Below are 15,944 nucleotides of genomic sequence, written 5' to 3' on the forward strand. Positions count from 1 at the left end.
AGACCCCTCCTAATTAACAATACTTCACAATTGTTGCTGCGACTTCTTTTAAATTCACAACTTCATCTACTAAACTCGTTTCTATTGCTGCTCTAGGCATCCCAAAAACAACTGAGCTAGTTTTTGATTCCGCTATCGCAATCACCTGTTTGGACTTCTTCAAATGTACCAGTCCTTTTGTTCCATCTGATCCCATTCCAGTTAAAATAACACTAATAAATTGATCAATATGAACCGAATCAAATGATCTAAATAATACATCAACTGCAGGTCGATGACCATTCACTAACGGTGATTGATCTAATTGAACCGCGACTGAAGTCCCGATAGTCCTTACTTTTAAATGGTATCCTCCTGGAGCGATATAGGCAACACCTTTTTTTAGAACTTCGCCATTTTCTGCTTCTTTCACTGTAATTTGGGAAAGAGAATTCAATCGTTCACTCAACGATTTAGTGAATCCCTTTGGCATGTGTTGCACAATTAAGATTGGATGAGGAAAATTTTCTGGAAGATAGGGTAAAACTTGTTGAAGTGCTTTTGGTCCTCCAGTCGAGGTTCCTATTAATACAACTTTTGAAATACCATTTCTTGAAGCGTGTTTATTATCTCTCATCGTTACATTCGTTTCTTGTTTTATTACTCTTAGTGGTAAGGTTTTCTTTTCTAACAACGAATGATTTTGTAAATTCTTTACTGATACGGTTGAGGCATGCAGAACTTTTTCGATAATATCTGCTTCTACTTTATGTATATCTAACGAGATGGAACCAGATGGTTTAGAAATAAAATCAAAGGCACCATATTCCATTGCTTTAATGGTTGTCTCTGTCCCGATTTTTGTCACACTCGACACCATAATTACAGGTTTAGGGTGTTCCGACATAATTTGTTTTAACGCTTCTAGACCTGACATGATTGGCATTTCAACATCCATTGTAACCACATCAGGATCGTGTTTTTTCACTTTCTCTATAGCATCTTTTCCGTTTCGGGCTTTATCGACAACGGTAATATTATCATCTTTCTCTAACATTTCTGACAGCATTTTTCTCATAAAGGCCGAATCATCTACTACTAGTACATTAACCATCTTATCCACCTCCTTTATATTATGTCTAAGTAACAACCTACTGACGAATAAATCCTTTTAATTTAGAGATAAATGAGTGAATCGTTTTTTCATTATACAAAGGTGTGTCCGCTTCATTTAGGTAATTTTTAACTGCTTTTTCGATTGCATTTGCTGGTTTTGATTTAGGTGAATATAAAATAAAAGGCTGTTGGGCGCGAACCGCTTTCCAAACGATTTCATCATCTGGTAGCGTTGCTAATAGGTGAATTTGTTTATTTAGAAACCGTTTCGCTACGTTTAAGACATTTTGTGACGTATGTTCTCCATCTTTTTTTGAATGGGCACGATTAACAATCATCGAAATTGGTAAGTTTCGATCTTTTAAATCGATATATTTTATCATTCCATATGCATCAGTCACAGATGTTGGCTCAGGGGTCGTAATTAAAAAGACTTCATGAGACGATAATAAAAAATGAAAACTACTATTCGTCACCCCAGCTCCCATGTCAAAGAAAATATAATCAAACTCATTTTCTAAAGATTCTATTTGCCGATAAAAAAAATTAGCCTTTTCCCTATTCATTTCAAATATTTGAGAAAGACCACTTCCACCTGCAATATACGATAACCCTAAAGGTCCTTTTTCTATGACAGACCATATAGACATTTCTCTTTCAATCATATCCACAATAGAATAGGAAGAGCTTTGACCTAATAATATATCAATATTTGCCATGCCGATGTCTAAATCAATAATTAATACTCTTTTATGATTTCTCTGAAGAGCTAACGAAAAATTTACAACAAAGTTAGATTTACCGACGCCACCTTTTCCACTGACGACAGAGATGATTTTTGTATCCATCTTGTCCCGCTTTGCAGATGACGACTTTGCTGAAGTCATTTTGTTTCGCAAAGCATCTGCTTGATCATTCAAAAGACATTCATCTCCTTAATAACCGCTCCGTTATTTTTTCAGGGGAAGCTTCTTCTATGTCATCTGGAACATTTTGACCGGTAGCAATGTAACTACCACCTATATCGAAGTCCAACATGACATTGACCATTGCTCCTATAGAATCCGTTTCATCTAACTTAGTGAAGATAAGCTTATTTATATCGATTAACTGGAATTGTTCAATGATCTTTTTCATATCTCTATATTTAGATGTCACAGCTAACACTAAATGAGTTTCCATCTGTTCATTAAAATCAATTACTTCGTTTAACTGTTTTACATAAAGAGGGTTTCGAAAGTTTCTACCTGCTGAATCAACTAAAACAAAATCGTAATCCTTTAAGTCATCCAGTGCTTCTTTAAAATCTTTGATAGAATAGGCAACCTTAACTGGTACATCTAAAATTTTTGCATACGTTTTAAGTTGTTCAATCGCAGCAATTCGAAACGTGTCAGTCGTAATAAAAGCTACTTTTTTATGATCTTCTAGAACGGCTTTCGCAGCAATCTTTGCGATCGTCGTTGTTTTTCCAACTCCAGTAGGACCTACAACATTCAAGTATTTCTTCTCATAGTTAAAACGTCCGAAATCATAGTTGTTTAAAAGTTGACTCGTTTCGTCTTTGACCCACTTTTCTATTTGACGCGCCCCTTGTTTTTCCCCTTCTTCTTTATACCAACGTTTCAATAGTTCTTTCATCACTTTCATTCGGTAAGAATCTGATAATTCTTGATCTAATAGGATTCCGTTAAACACTTCTAAAGAACTTGGGTAATCATCTCCTCCAAATGAAGTACTTTGCTGCATTCCTTTTACGATCGATTTCAATTCCTTTATATCATTCGACAACTTAACTGTATCTTCATTGTTTGTTGCTTTTGGTTTGCTTGGTGTTTTTGCAATAACAGATGCTGGGGCTTCCTTTTTTGGTCGCTGCAGACTTAGTTCTGGATCAATAGCAGCAATTACTTCAATACTTTTCTTCGTAAACATCCCAAGAAATCCACCAGTTTCCACACGCTTCGAATTGAGAATAACCGCCTCTTGTCCTAGTTCCGTTCGTATTTTTGTCATCGCTTCTGACATATCTTTTGCTAAATACTTTTTCACTTTCATTGACCATTCACCACCCCAACGCTTTGCACTTCTATATGTGGTTCAAGTTCATTATAGGATAAAACTGGAACTTGAGGAATATATCTGTCAATTAAATGACGAATATACATTCGTACTGCTGGTGAGCAAAGGAAAATTGGCATTTGTCCTGTCTCTTGCATCTTTTCTACTTCTCCCATCATGGATTCAATGATCGATTGTGTTGTATTAGGGTCTAAATTAAGAAATGCTCCATGCTCCGTCTGTTGAATAGAATCAGCTACGATTTTCTCCACAGATCCACTGACGGTAATAACAAACAACGGTTCCCCGTCCACGGCATACTGTTTTGAAATTTGTCGTGAGAGTGCTTGACGAACGTATTCAGTAATTAAATCTGTATCTTTGGTCATTTGACCGTAATCAGCAAGCGTTTCAAATATAACAGGTAAATTTCTAATCGAAATTTTCTCGTTTAATAGATTACTAAGTACCTTTTGGATGTCTCCAGTAGACAATGGATTAGGTGTCACATCTTCCACTAATGTTGGGTACGTTTCATTTAAGTGATCTATCAACTGTTTTGTTTCTTGTCTACCTATTAATTCATGAGCATGACGTTTGATTACTTCCGTAAGGTGTGTGGAAACAACAGATGGTGGATCCACAACCGTGTAACCTGAAAGTTCTGCTTGTTCTTTTAGTTCCTCTGAAATCCAAAGGGCTGGTAAACCGAATGCCGGTTCTACTGTTTCTATTCCAATGATGCTTTCATCTTCTACACCCGGACTCATGGCCATGAAATGATCGAGAAGCAATTCTCCCTTTGCTACTTCATTACCTTTGATTTTTATCGAATACTCATTTGGTTGCAGTTGAATGTTGTCACGAATTCGAATAACTGGAACTACCATCCCCATCTCTATGGCCAACTGTCTTCTTATCATCACGACTCTATCGAGAAGGTCTCCACCCTGATTTGCATCAGCTAGTGGGATTAGACCGTAACCAAACTCAAATTCAATCGGGTCAACTTGTAATAGATTTACGACACTTTCAGGTGATTTAATATCTTCTTCCTCGCTACCTGCTGCTTGCTCTTCTTGTTGTTCTTCCAAGTCGAGAACTTTTTGTTCATTTCTACCGATCACAAATCCACCGATACCTAGGACGACTGCAACAGACGTGGTAACAAAAGGATCAATTGGTGTGAAAATACCTAATGCAGCAATCGTTCCACCTGCTACATAAAGCATTTTAGGGTAAGCAAATAATTGTTTAGTAATGTCATGACCTAAGTTCCCCTCTGATGATGCACGGGTAACAACAATACCTGTTGCTGTTGCAATAAGAAGGGCTGGAATTTGACTGACAAGCCCGTCCCCTACTGTTAATAGGGTGTATTTATTAGCAGCTTCAGCTACAGGTAGACCTTCTTGGAGCATACCAATAACTAAACCAAAAATAATATTAATAATAACGATAACAATACCGGCAATGGCATCCCCTTTAACGAACTTACTGGCACCATCCATCGACCCGTAAAAGTCCGCTTCTTGTTCAATTTTCTTTCTTCTTTCACGTGCTTCAATGTCAGAAATCATGCCGGCATTTAAATCAGCATCAATACTCATTTGCTTACCAGGCATCGCATCTAACGTAAAACGAGCTCCAACTTCCGATACACGTTCGGCACCTTTTGTGATAACGACAAACTGAATAACAACTAAAATAACAAACACAACAAAACCAACTAGTGCGTTTCCTCCAACAACAAATTGACCAAACGTTTCAATAACGTTACCTGCGTCCCCTTGGTTACCTAGAATCGCTCGAGTTGTCGAAACGTTTAAACCTAAACGAAATAACGTAACGAGTAAGAGTAATGTTGGAAAAATGGAGAACTGTAAAGGTTCCCTCGTATTCATCGAGACTAAAATAATTAACAGCGCAAATGATATATTGATAATAATCAAAAAGTCTATCATCCCTGTTGGTAACGGGATAATTAACATAATGACGATTAAGATGACTGTTAATAATATGCTAAAATCTTTTAATGGCATTTGCGCTTCTCTCCTTTTACTAGTAAGACAGCTCGAAACAAATTATATTTTCCTTTGAATCCGATATACATAAGCTAAAACTTCCGCTACAGCCTTAAATAAATCTTCTGGCACTTGATCTCCAATTTCTGCCTGAGCATATAAGGCTCTAGCCAAAGGACGATTTTCCACCGTCATTACTTCGTTATTTTTGGCCACGTTAATCACTTTCAAAGCGATAAAGTCTACCCCTTTGGCGATAATGACAGGAGCATCCATGTTTGAATCATCATACTTTAAAGCAATAGCATAGTGTGTTGGATTTGTGATGACCACATCTGCTTTTGGTACTTCTTGCATCATTCGACTCATTGCCATTTGCCGCTGCTTTTCTTTAATTTTTGATTTAATTAGAGGGTCACCCTCTGTTTTTTTGTATTCATCTTTAACATCTTGCTTTGACATTTTAATGTTTTTTTCGTGATCGTATTTTTGATACATATAATCTAATATAGATAAAAATACGAGGAGTAAAGCAACAGCTAATCCCATGAGAACGATCAAGTTACCTATCAACCCCATCCCATCTTCTATTGAGAATAAACCTAGTTTTAATAGATCCTCCATGAAAAACCACATAACCCCACCGGTAACCAAACCAACTAAAAGTATTTTCAACATTGATTTAAGAAACTCAACCAGTGCTCTTATGGAGAATATCCGCTTAAAACCTTTGATAGGATCGATTTTACTTAGTTTGATTTTTATCGCTTCAGGTGCAAATAGAAAACCAACTTGTAAATAATTACTGAAAAAAGCAGCTAATATTGTCACAAGCATCATCGGTGCAACTGTAATAGCTAATTGATACACAAATTCAACGAGTAGGGAATGAACATTTTCATCGGATAAGTTTAATAATAAATAATCCGTAAACGTGAATTGTGCCATGGTGAACATTTGCTCGACCATATAAGAACCAATAAACATAAAAAACAAAAATACAAACAAAAGGATAAAAGCTGTGTTTACGTCAGAACTTTTGGCTACTTGTCCTTTATCTCTTGATTCTTTACGTTTTTTTGGCGTTGCTTTTTCCGTTTTTTCTTGAGCGAAATATTGTAGATCAAGGGATAAATACATCCTTTACACCCTTCCATATAACTCCATTAACGTCCGCATCGTTAACGTCATCGTTTCAACGAGATGCTCGACTAAAATAAAAAATGGTGCCATTGTTAAAAACAACATAATAAAACCTAAAAATATCTTTAATGGCAAACCAACGACAAAAACATTGACTTGCGGAACAGTTCTAGCAACCATACCTAATGCTACATCTACTAGAAATATGGAACCAACGATCGGCATCGACATTTGAAACGCAATGATAAACATCGTATTAAAACTCGAAATGACATGCTCAATGACGAGTATGTCCCCAAATGGTAAAAAAAGCTGATCTATCGGTACAAACTGATAGCTATAAAAAACACCGTCAATTAAAAGATGATGAGCATCGGTTGCTAAAATAAATAATAGAGAGAACGTATATAAATAACTCCCTATCAAAGGCGATTGGGCCCCTGTTTGTGGATCAATGACGTTCGCTATCATAAACCCTAGTTTTAAATCTATCAGACCACCCGCTACTTGAATCGCGTACAAGAGAATCGTCGCAATGAGACCAACTGATAATCCAACAAGGGCTTCCTTAATTATCAATAGAAAAAATTCATAATTAATTTCAAATACAGGCCAGTCCTCTGTGAAAAAGATGATCCATGACATAAATACCGCAATTCCTATTTTCATTTGAGAAGGAATATTTTGATAAGAAAAGAACGGCATCGTTAACAAAAAGGAACTGATTCGAACAAGAATAAGCAAATAAGCAGGAAACCATTCAAAAATCTCTAGCATACTATCAACCTACAAAGTTGTGTAAATTACTAAATATTTCTTCGGCAAGCGTGATCACTTGGGTTAGCATCCACGGACCAAAAATAACAAGAGCTACTAACACTCCGGCAATCTTTGGAATAAACGCTAACGTTTGTTCTTGAATTTGTGTCGTTGCCTGAAATATACTTACCGATAACCCTATTCCTAAAGCGGTAATAAGCAATGGCCCTGCAACCAATAATACTGTAAATACCCCTTGCTCCGCCCACGATATAACCATTTCAGGACTCATAAGGATCCTCCTCTAAAAACTAAATAATAATGAACGAACAACGAGATGCCATCCATCTACCATGACAAAAAGCAACACTTTAAAAGGCAGTGCGATCATCACAGGAGGCAACATCATCATCCCCATGGACATTAATACACTGGCTACAACCATATCGATAACTAGAAACGGAACAAAAATCATAAATCCTATCTGAAAAGCAGTTTTTAGTTCACTTATAGCAAAGGCTGGAACTAACGACGTTAACGGTATATCATCTAACGTCTCGGGTCTTTCTTGACCGGCATACCCCATAAAGAGGGCTAAATCTTTTTCCCTTGTATGTTCAGCCATAAATTCCTTCATTGGTGAAGCAGCTGAATCGAATGCTTCTTCTTGTGTAATTTCCCCATCAAATAAAGGTTGAAGTGCATTTTCATTCACTTCAGAAAAAACTGGCGCCATAATAAAGAATGTTAAAAATAAGGCTAGGCCTATTAACACTTGATTCGGCGGCATCTGCTGCGTTGCTAGTCCTGATCTCACAAAAGATAAAACGATGATGATTCTAGTAAAACTCGTCATAAGTATTAAAATTGCAGGTGCTAGTGAAAGGACCGTCAACAAGATTAATAACTGAATGGTTGCTGTTAAATTCTCAGGACTTTCACTAAAGATATCTAAGGCTGGAATTTCAATCATTGCAATCATTAATCTTTCTCCTCTAATGCAGAATGGATCTTATTCTGAGATTTCTTTACATCTTTCATTTCATTATCAAGTAAACTTCGAAACGCAAGCTCATTTGAGTTACTATTTTTATCCGATTTTTTCTTTTGCAACCATCCGGTTACCTTTGAAATCGGTTGATCAAAGAAGTCTTCTTGTTGAGTGGATTCTATCATTTCTTCAATTTCATTTGGATCTTCAATCTCTTTTAACAGTTGTACACTATCTCCCACCCCAACAACTAATACACGTTTCCCAACGCGGATAACTTGAACTGACTTATTTGAACCAACACCTGCCCCACCGATATTTTGCACCGTTGAATGGCTATTGAAGTTCTGAGCTCGTTTGTTGATAAATTTCAATAAGAAATAAATAACAAACAATACAGCCCCTAACCCTAAAAACATTTGAAAAATAAGAAACAATAAGTTTTGATTTTGCGCTGGTCCTAATTCCGAATCATCATCTTCTTCTTGATTCTTATTTTCCTCTGTATCTTCCGTTGGGTTGTAGTCTTCCTCTGCTTCGTTTGTATCTTGTAATGGAACATCATTATCTTCATCAGAATCATTCTCAACCGAATCAAGAATTTGATTTACATTACGGTTTCCCTCTCCAAAATCGTTGGCGTATGCTTCATTGGAAACGAATACCGACAGAAAAAGGAGAATAATGAATAATCGTCTTATATCTATCAATCTTGTCACTCCTCTGGAGCCATTAGCCTAAAGTTTTATTAATTGCTTCTAACACTCTCTCAGCTTGGAAAGGTTTCACAATAAAGTCTTTTGCTCCGGCTTGAATCGCATCGATAACCATCGCTTGCTGCCCCATAGCAGAACACATGATGACTTTAGCATTTGGATCGTGTTTCTTAATTTCTTTTAATGACGTTATTCCGTCCATCTCTGGCATCGTAATATCCATCGTTACGAGATCAGGTGAATGTTCTTTGTATAAGTCCACTGCTTGAGAACCATCCCCTGCTTCTGCAATCACTTCAAAATCATTTTTAACTAAAATATCCTTTATCATCATTCTCATAAATGCTGCATCATCTACTATAAGTACCTTTGTCATTACTCATATCCCCCTTGAATTCATCACTATTCGTTTAACGTAAATTATGAAGTCGTTCTTTCTGACTAACGATGTCTGTCACACGGACACCAAAGTTTTCATCGATGACAACCACTTCTCCTTTAGCAATAAGGCGGTGGTTAACCAAAATATCTACTGGCTCTCCGGCCAATTTATCTAGTTCTACAATAGAACCAGGTGCTAATTCTAAAATTTCTTTAATCGATCGTTTCGTTCTTCCTAATTCCACCGTCACTTCTAATGGAATATCCATTAACATGTCCAAGTTTTTCGCTTCGTTACCGCTCAATGACGGTGCTTCAAAATTAGAAAATGCCGCTGGTTGAACATTTGCAGAACGCTCTGCATACCTCGGTCCCGAGGACAAATGTTGTGGTTCTGACCTAGCTTCTTCACGAAACGGTCCTTGGGTATCTTGCCTATAAGGTTGAGCAGGTTCACTATAGGCTTGAGCTGGCGGTGGTGTTTTTTCAATTGTTTCCTCTAGCGTCGCTGCTGACTCTGAATGACTTTGAACTGATTGATCTTGGTCTGCATGTTCTTCTGATTTTTCAGGATTCATTAATTGCTCTACCATGTCTTTTGCAAATGACACTGTAACTAATTGCATGATTCTTGAATCAATTAAGTCGCCAATTTTTAAATCAAACGAAATTTTTACTAAAACGTCTTCTTCAGGTAGCTTCACTCGGTTTGGATTATCTGGTAGATCCAAAAGATCTATTCCTGGCGGTGAAATATCCACTTTTTTATTGAAAATTGTTGACATAGAAGTGGAAGCAGAACCCATCATTTGATTCATTGCTTCTTGAACAGCACTTATTTCCATTTCCCCTAAATTTTCTGACGCATTTTTCCCATCGTTGCCTAACATGAGATCAGCAATAATTGCTGCATCTTTTGTTTTAATAACGAGTAGATTTAACCCTTGAAATCCAGCCGTATATTCTACCGAAATCGCAACATGTGGTTTTGGAAATTCTTTATCTAATTCTTCCTTACTAACGATAGATACTTTTGGGGTTGTAATATCCACCTTTTGATTTAACAATGTTGATAATGCAGTAGCAGAACTACCAAACGAAATATTCCCAATTTCACCAAGTGCATCTTGTTCAATACCGGAAAGATAGTTTTCTATTTGTAAACCGCCTTCACTCGTATCATTTTCTTCGGAATCATCCCCTTGATCCATTCCATTTAATAAAGCATTAATTTCATCTTGTGAGAGCATATCATCGTTCATCCATCTTCCCCTCCTCTTCTATAATATCCGTAATTTGAGCTGCTACATTGTTCTTCATTTTACCTGGTTGAACTTTGTATTTTGGTTCATCACCAATCCGAAGCAAGAGCGACTCTTCAATTAACTGATCTAATTCAATGATATCGTCATTACCTAAATTCAAAAGTTCCTCAATCGTAATGACTGACTTGCCTAACTCCACCGTTAACTCGAGTGGGGCTTTTTTAATATTACTTTCTAGTGAATGAAGCTCACCAGGTTGAAGGTCTTTCTTTTTTGCTTGCATCCACAAATGAACGGATAACTTAGGTAAGATTGACTCGATCACCACATGTGGTAAACAAATATTAATCATTCCGGATGTTTCACCAATCATCGTTGAAAATGAAATGACTACAACCGTTTCATTTGGAGATACTAGTTGAAGAAATTGCGGGTTTACTTCCATGTCATCCATGACAGGATCTAATTCTTCCACCGATAACCAAGCTTCTCGAAATGTTTCTAATGTTCGTTGAAATAGTTGAGACATGATTTTTGTTTCAATTTCTGTTAAATTTTCAACTTTATTATACGCTTCACCTTGACCACCTAACATCCGATCGAGCATGGCATAGGCAATATTAGGATTCACTTCCATGACAAACCTACCGTCTAAAGGATAAGGTTCGAATACATTTAAGATGGTCATTTTCGGCACAGACCGAATAAATTCATCATAAGGTAATTGATCCACTGAGGCCACGCTGATTTGAACAAACGTGCGCAGTTGAGCCGAGAGTTGTGTCGTTAATAAACGTGCGAAATTCTCATGAATCCTCGTTAAACTTCGAACTTGATCTTTAGAAAAACGAAGCGCTCGTTTGAAATCATAAGATCGAACTTTTTTCTCTGTCTCTTCTTTTTTTAGCTCTTCTGCGTCCATCTCTCCAGTAGAAATTGCCGACAAGAGCGCATCAATTTCACCTTGTGACAGAACATCTGCCATCTAACCTCACCTCTCTTTCTATGTAACATTATTATTGAATGACCCTCTGGTTCATATAAACTTGCACAACTTGCCCTTCTTGCATAATCTGATTCACTTCGCTTCTTATACGACCTTCAAGCTCTTTTATCCCTTCAGACCCTTGAAAATCTGCGTCTCGCATATCCGAAAGTTGTTGAATGATTATATTTTCTATTTGGAAATTTCGCTTTTCTAGTTCTTGTTTCGCACCTTCATTTTCTAATTGGAATACAAATTGAGAACGGATAATATGATTGGACAATAAATTCGTCGTAATTTCTTCCGTCTCTACTGAGCGTTCTAAAACTTGATCGATTGTTGGTTCCCCTTCTGCTTCCGCTTCTTGAAATACTTGTGTATATAACACCAAAGCTATTACTCCAATGAGCGTTAAAGCAACGAGAATAATCAGCATAATGTTGATTAGTCGATTTTGAAACACGGTTATCCCTCCTCTTGTTCAAATTGTTTCGAAATAAGAGGAGTTAACCCAATGCGCTTGTAAAAATGCTCAATCTTATCAGTTAGTTCTTGTTCCGTTTCCTTCACAACGATCATCTTGCCATTTGTTAACGTGACCGTCGTATCAGGAAATGATTGAATTTGCTCTATATATATTGCATTCAATGTAAACGTTTGGTTATTCAAGCGAGTTAATGTCACCATTTTTTGCGAGCACCACTTTTATAAGCGTGACTCTTCCTCCTCCGTATCTAAAATGGGTCTGGCTTAGCGTTATTCAACGCTAAGCCAAGCCAGTCTATCGTTTCAAGTTGACAAGCTCTTGCAAGATTTCATCTGACGTTGTGATCATTCTCGTGTTAGCTTGGAAACCACGCTGGGAAACAATCATCTCAGCAAATTCCTCTGAAAGGTCGACGTTCGACATTTCTAATGCGGAACCTACCATTCCACCGCGACCACCAGTACCTGAAGAGCCTAATTCAGCTGGGCCTGAGTTATTTGATAACTCATAAGTGTTATTCCCCACTTTACTTAAGCCACCAGGGTTAGAAAAGTTTGCCATCGCAATTTGGCCTAAAACACGTGTTTCCCCATCAGAGTAAACACCATTTATTTCACCTGATTGAGAAATATTAAAACTCTCTAATGTGGCTCCACTGTCCGGGTCTATCGATCCAGCTAAAATAGTTAAATCTTCTAAATCACCACCATCAATATCACCTGTAAAACTATCTCCTACACCTTGTACTCTTAGACCATCAGCATTAACAAGGGTACCTGCTTCATCTAAGTAGAAATTACCTGCCCTTGTGTAGTAATTTGCATCACCATCTGCAACAACGAAATAACCATCACCCGAAATAGCAATATCTAAATCACGTCCAGTAGATTGAAGTGAACCTTGAGTTGAGATCGTATCAATAGACGACGTACCTCCCCCAAGTCCTACTTGCATTGGGTTCGTTCCACCTCTTTCCCCAGTTGCTGTACTTGCACCAGCCATTTGTTGACTTACTAAATCATTAAACGTTGCGCGGCCTTTTTTATATCCAAATGTATTGACATTTGCAATGTTGTTACCAATCACATCTAGCTTTGTTTGGAAATTTTTCATTCCACCTATACCTGAATATAACGAACGAATCATATTATTTGTTCCCCTTTCAATTCTTGCTGAGAGTAGTTGCTGCTTCATTCGGTCCGCAGCATGTGGCTTCCTTTCGGTCCAGCCGTGTTATTTATTGATAATAATCGCTCCATTGATGTTTGTGAAAAGCTGTGATGCTGCTTCTTCACGATCCATCGCTGTAATCACTGTGTCGTTTTTTGCACTAACGACAAAAGCGGCGTCATTTGTTAATACAAGGGAATCTTGCACCCCTTTTTGTTTTGCTTCTTTCACTTTGGAATGAATTTCATTCCACACATCCCCACTCACTTCAATCCCACGATCCATTAAACGCTGTTCTGCGTGTTTGCTTATTTTCAACTTTTGCTGTTCATCTATCTTCGAAGCCAGCATGTTTTGAAAACTGTTTTCCGCATTGTTTTGCGTGACAGGTCGTTTAACAGGTGGTTTTGGTAAAGGCTGCTGTAGGTGATGGGGCATGATTTTAGGACTCATGTATCTCACCTCACCTTTTATATTATGGGTTTGTCACAGACAAGAGGTCTTTTGCAGATACTTTCTCATCGCCATCAATGACAAGTTTCGCTTGACCATCTTTGAAAACCACGGATGTAACAATTCCGTCAAGTTTCTCTGTTTCTTTAGGTTTTCCTTGATCATCTTTTGAAAGAACCTTCTCCCATTCAACTTTCTTGCCAATTAGATCACTATGGGATACAAAATCACTTCTTTTTTGCATGTCCATAAACTTTTGCAGATTTTCGTTCATATTCGTCATTTGCTCCAAGCTAGAAAATTGGGCCATCTGTGCAATGAATTCCTGGTCTTCCATTGGATTCATTGGATCTTGGTTTTGCAATTGCGTCAACAAGATTTTTAAAAACGCATCTTTCCCTAACTCTTGACTACCTGCGTTTTTTTCTTTCTGTTTTTGCATATATTCAGCATGGTACAAGCTTTCCGTTACTTGAGTATTTATCGGCACAAGTTGCACCTCCTTTATGCTTCAGTATTAATCGTATTCTCTAAGAAGTCAGCGAAGTCTTGCTCTTCTTCCTCATCATCTTCTTGAACATTTGCTCCTTTTGTTCCTTTCTCGTGTTGTTTCCTTGCTTCTTCATGATTAGAGTCTTTTAGCAGTTGTTGTTGATTTTGCTGCTGGGTCACTTCAATTTTATCAATTGGAATGTTTTGCGACTGAAAAGCATTTCTTAGTTGCGTTAATTGTCCTTCGATTAAATCCCTTGCTACTTTTGTTGTAGTCATCAACGTTGCCATCATCACGCCGTTCACTTGTTGGATCGTTATATCCATGCGCCCAAGAGATGCTGGGTGAAGTTTCACGCTAAGTTGTTGATTACCATTCATTAATTGTTGAAACGTACTTCTAGAAAGAATGTTTTGAAACTGACGAACAAATTGCTCTTGAGATGGGCGCTCCGGTGCTGCATCTCCTGTTGTTGGCATAACCATCGTTTGAAATCTAGCCATTTGACTATTTGTCGTATCAAGCATCATCGAATTAGGTAACGGACTTGCATTTTTTGTTTGGCCTTTTTCTCCAGCAAGTTGATTCATATATGCCAACTCTGCAAATCGATTTGTATTAAATGACTGTTGTCCTTGTGGTAATACTCTCGCATCACTTGCTAGATGACGCTCCCCTTTTGAAATAAATTCTGTTAATTGCTTTAGAGTTTGTCGTACAGGTTGATGTTTGTCTTCATTAGTAAACTTCGGAAAATACTGTTGAATCATTTGTTGAAATGCTAGGTTACTTTTATCAGTATCCGTTCGATCATTAGCAGAAAATGAAGCAATCAGAGCTAGTAAATAAACAGGGTCTCCATTCATTTGAAACTCTTCGATTAACCCTTCGAGCGATGTATTGTTTACAATTAACTCCTCCATTTTTTGAGACCAATCGTCAGGTAACACTTCTAATAGTTGTTTTACCTCATCAAATTCAAACAAATCTTCAGAAAGAAAACTTTCGTCTAATGGGAGCTGTTCCAAAATTTCTACTAATTCTTTTAACGGTTCTTCAAGTGTAGAAGCTAATTCTTCTAATGATGAATTTAGTAATAGAGCTACCCACTCACTATCTAATCCGAGTTTGTCTATCAGCTCATCTTTAGAAATATCAGCACCATCGCTTCCACCCATGATCATCATCAACGCTTCCATAAATCCACTTTCTTTATCTCCACTTTCCGATGTCAATGACATTCCGCTAGGAGCTTTGCTCATGCTTACCATTGGCATTAATGCCATCATTCCGTTCATTTTTTTCACCTCCCTTCAATAATTAAATAACTTAGTTAGACATTTGAGTTAATAGTTCTGCTGCCGTTTCAGGTTCGACTCGACTTAAAATATTCGACCTATTCGTGACTCGCATCATTCTTAAATATGTTACTGCTTCGTCTTGTGGAAGTTCACTAATAATATCTGCTGCCTTTGAAGCGGTCATATCCTCTAAGGTTTTCACAATATCGTTAATGTCAGCTGTCACTTCTTCTGATTCTTCTCCAGAGATGTCATCACTATCTATCTCAAACAATTGCTCTTGCAAACTCTCTAATTCACTGTCTTTCTCTTCTAGTTCATTTTCTAGTTGCTGTATTTGTTGAATATAGGATTGATTTTCATGTTCTAATTGAGCGATATTTTCTTCATCTGTTAATTGGACTGCTTCTTCGTCCCCTTCTTCTTGCTGTTCTTCTATGAAAGGCAACATACTTGCAGCTTGTTGAAAAGTCTCTCCAACATTGAATCCAAGATAATATAGCAATACGACTGCTAAGATGACTGCAAAAATTGCTGGTATTAAAATCACCATAAAAAAGATTTGAAATTTACTTTGCCCTTTTTCTTTTTGGATGTTTTTACTCATTTCTTCACCTGAT

The 15,944-nt window shown here is 37.3% G+C and carries 19 protein-coding genes; all 19 read right to left on the reverse strand.

All coding sequences use genetic code 11. The features are described 5' to 3' along the window. Positions 1-13: 13 nt before the first annotated feature. Positions 14-1,093, reverse strand: a complete 1,080-nt coding sequence (locus QDN89_RS04840) for a protein-glutamate methylesterase/protein-glutamine glutaminase (RefSeq protein ID WP_280768962.1) — start codon at positions 1,091-1,093, stop codon at positions 14-16. Positions 1,094-1,130: 37 nt separating this feature from the next. Further along, positions 1,131-2,015 carry a MinD/ParA family protein gene (locus tag QDN89_RS04845; protein ID WP_280768963.1) on the reverse strand — a complete coding sequence of 295 codons (885 nt, stop codon included), beginning with the start codon at positions 2,013-2,015 and terminating at the stop codon, positions 1,131-1,133. 7 nt (positions 2,016-2,022) lie between these two features. Continuing rightward, a complete protein-coding gene (gene flhF / locus QDN89_RS04850) occupies positions 2,023-3,153 on the reverse strand; it encodes a flagellar biosynthesis GTPase FlhF (protein WP_280768964.1) in 1,131 nt (376 codons plus the stop codon). Further along, the gene (flhA, locus tag QDN89_RS04855; protein ID WP_280768965.1) at positions 3,150-5,198 is read right to left on the reverse strand and encodes a flagellar biosynthesis protein FlhA; all 2,049 of its coding nucleotides are present in this window, start codon (positions 5,196-5,198) and stop codon (positions 3,150-3,152) included. The genes flhF and flhA overlap by 4 nt, the downstream gene beginning before the upstream one ends. Before the next feature lie 42 nt (positions 5,199-5,240). Then, positions 5,241-6,320, reverse strand: a complete 1,080-nt coding sequence (flhB, locus tag QDN89_RS04860; protein ID WP_280768966.1) for a flagellar biosynthesis protein FlhB — start codon at positions 6,318-6,320, stop codon at positions 5,241-5,243. Between the two features lie 3 nt (positions 6,321-6,323). Further along, positions 6,324-7,100: a flagellar biosynthetic protein FliR gene (gene fliR, locus QDN89_RS04865; protein ID WP_280768967.1), complete on the reverse strand. Its 777-nt coding sequence runs from the start codon at positions 7,098-7,100 to the stop codon at positions 6,324-6,326. A 4-nt stretch (positions 7,101-7,104) separates the two neighbouring features. Continuing rightward, positions 7,105-7,374, reverse strand: a complete 270-nt coding sequence (gene fliQ, locus QDN89_RS04870) for a flagellar biosynthesis protein FliQ (protein WP_280768968.1) — start codon at positions 7,372-7,374, stop codon at positions 7,105-7,107. A gap of 12 nt (positions 7,375-7,386) precedes the next feature. Further along, positions 7,387-8,055, reverse strand: coding sequence for a flagellar type III secretion system pore protein FliP (gene fliP / locus QDN89_RS04875; protein ID WP_425335376.1), 669 nt, complete (start codon positions 8,053-8,055; stop codon positions 7,387-7,389). Between the two features lie 8 nt (positions 8,056-8,063). Continuing rightward, a complete protein-coding gene (locus tag QDN89_RS04880) occupies positions 8,064-8,783 on the reverse strand; it encodes a flagellar biosynthetic protein FliO (RefSeq protein ID WP_280768970.1) in 720 nt (239 codons plus the stop codon). Between the two features lie 22 nt (positions 8,784-8,805). Beyond that, a complete protein-coding gene (locus tag QDN89_RS04885; RefSeq protein WP_280768971.1) occupies positions 8,806-9,165 on the reverse strand; it encodes a response regulator in 360 nt (119 codons plus the stop codon). A 34-nt stretch (positions 9,166-9,199) separates the two neighbouring features. Then, entirely contained in the window at positions 9,200-10,432 is a 1,233-nt protein-coding gene (gene fliY / locus QDN89_RS04890; protein WP_280768972.1) for a flagellar motor switch phosphatase FliY, read from the reverse strand. Continuing rightward, complete coding sequence (gene fliM, locus QDN89_RS04895) at positions 10,422-11,420, reverse strand: flagellar motor switch protein FliM (protein WP_280768973.1); 999 nt, start codon at positions 11,418-11,420, stop codon at positions 10,422-10,424. Before fliM ends, fliY begins: the two co-directional genes overlap by 11 nt. 31 nt (positions 11,421-11,451) lie before the next feature. After that, positions 11,452-11,883, reverse strand: a complete 432-nt coding sequence (fliL, locus tag QDN89_RS04900) for a flagellar basal body-associated protein FliL (protein WP_280768974.1) — start codon at positions 11,881-11,883, stop codon at positions 11,452-11,454. Between the two features lie 2 nt (positions 11,884-11,885). Continuing rightward, on the reverse strand, positions 11,886-12,107 hold the full coding sequence (locus tag QDN89_RS04905) for a flagellar FlbD family protein (protein WP_280768975.1): 222 nt from the start codon (positions 12,105-12,107) through the stop codon (positions 11,886-11,888). A 94-nt stretch (positions 12,108-12,201) separates the two neighbouring features. Next, a complete protein-coding gene (flgG, locus tag QDN89_RS04910; RefSeq protein WP_280768976.1) occupies positions 12,202-13,053 on the reverse strand; it encodes a flagellar basal body rod protein FlgG in 852 nt (283 codons plus the stop codon). An 87-nt stretch (positions 13,054-13,140) separates the two neighbouring features. Next, a complete protein-coding gene (locus QDN89_RS04915) occupies positions 13,141-13,530 on the reverse strand; it encodes a TIGR02530 family flagellar biosynthesis protein (protein WP_280768977.1) in 390 nt (129 codons plus the stop codon). Between the two features lie 22 nt (positions 13,531-13,552). Beyond that, entirely contained in the window at positions 13,553-14,020 is a 468-nt protein-coding gene (flgD, locus tag QDN89_RS04920; RefSeq protein WP_280768978.1) for a flagellar hook assembly protein FlgD, read from the reverse strand. 14 nt (positions 14,021-14,034) lie between these two features. Continuing rightward, on the reverse strand, positions 14,035-15,321 hold the full coding sequence (locus QDN89_RS04925; RefSeq protein WP_280768979.1) for a flagellar hook-length control protein FliK: 1,287 nt from the start codon (positions 15,319-15,321) through the stop codon (positions 14,035-14,037). Between the two features lie 31 nt (positions 15,322-15,352). Further along, a complete protein-coding gene (locus tag QDN89_RS04930) occupies positions 15,353-15,931 on the reverse strand; it encodes a MotE family protein (RefSeq protein ID WP_280768980.1) in 579 nt (192 codons plus the stop codon). Between the last annotated feature and the right edge of the window lie 13 nt (positions 15,932-15,944).

Source organism: Salipaludibacillus daqingensis, from assembly GCF_029891575.1.
GTDB classification, from domain to species: Bacteria; Bacillota; Bacilli; order Bacillales; family Salisediminibacteriaceae; genus Salipaludibacillus; species Salipaludibacillus daqingensis.

Excerpts from the sequence above, each read along its gene's own strand:
- QDN89_RS04840 (WP_280768962.1), bottom strand. The coding sequence starts at position 1,093 with ATGGTTAATGTACTAGTAGTAGATGATTCGGCCTTTATGAGAAAAATG.
- flhF (WP_280768964.1), bottom strand. The coding sequence starts at position 3,153 with ATGAAAGTGAAAAAGTATTTAGCAAAAGATATGTCAGAAGCGATGACA.
- flhA (WP_280768965.1), bottom strand. The coding sequence starts at position 5,198 with ATGCCATTAAAAGATTTTAGCATATTATTAACAGTCATCTTAATCGTC.
- flhB (WP_280768966.1), bottom strand. The coding sequence starts at position 6,320 with ATGTATTTATCCCTTGATCTACAATATTTCGCTCAAGAAAAAACGGAA.
- fliR (WP_280768967.1), bottom strand. The coding sequence starts at position 7,100 with ATGCTAGAGATTTTTGAATGGTTTCCTGCTTATTTGCTTATTCTTGTT.
- fliQ (WP_280768968.1), bottom strand. The coding sequence starts at position 7,374 with ATGAGTCCTGAAATGGTTATATCGTGGGCGGAGCAAGGGGTATTTACA.
- fliP (WP_425335376.1), bottom strand. The coding sequence starts at position 8,055 with ATGATTGAAATTCCAGCCTTAGATATCTTTAGTGAAAGTCCTGAGAAT.
- QDN89_RS04885 (WP_280768971.1), bottom strand. The coding sequence starts at position 9,165 with ATGACAAAGGTACTTATAGTAGATGATGCAGCATTTATGAGAATGATG.
- fliY (WP_280768972.1), bottom strand. The coding sequence starts at position 10,432 with ATGAACGATGATATGCTCTCACAAGATGAAATTAATGCTTTATTAAAT.
- fliM (WP_280768973.1), bottom strand. The coding sequence starts at position 11,420 with ATGGCAGATGTTCTGTCACAAGGTGAAATTGATGCGCTCTTGTCGGCA.
- QDN89_RS04905 (WP_280768975.1), bottom strand. The coding sequence starts at position 12,107 with ATGGTGACATTAACTCGCTTGAATAACCAAACGTTTACATTGAATGCA.
- flgG (WP_280768976.1), bottom strand. The coding sequence starts at position 13,053 with ATGATTCGTTCGTTATATTCAGGTATAGGTGGAATGAAAAATTTCCAA.
- QDN89_RS04915 (WP_280768977.1), bottom strand. The coding sequence starts at position 13,530 with ATGAGTCCTAAAATCATGCCCCATCACCTACAGCAGCCTTTACCAAAA.
- QDN89_RS04925 (WP_280768979.1), bottom strand. The coding sequence starts at position 15,321 with ATGAACGGAATGATGGCATTAATGCCAATGGTAAGCATGAGCAAAGCT.
- QDN89_RS04930 (WP_280768980.1), bottom strand. The coding sequence starts at position 15,931 with ATGAGTAAAAACATCCAAAAAGAAAAAGGGCAAAGTAAATTTCAAATC.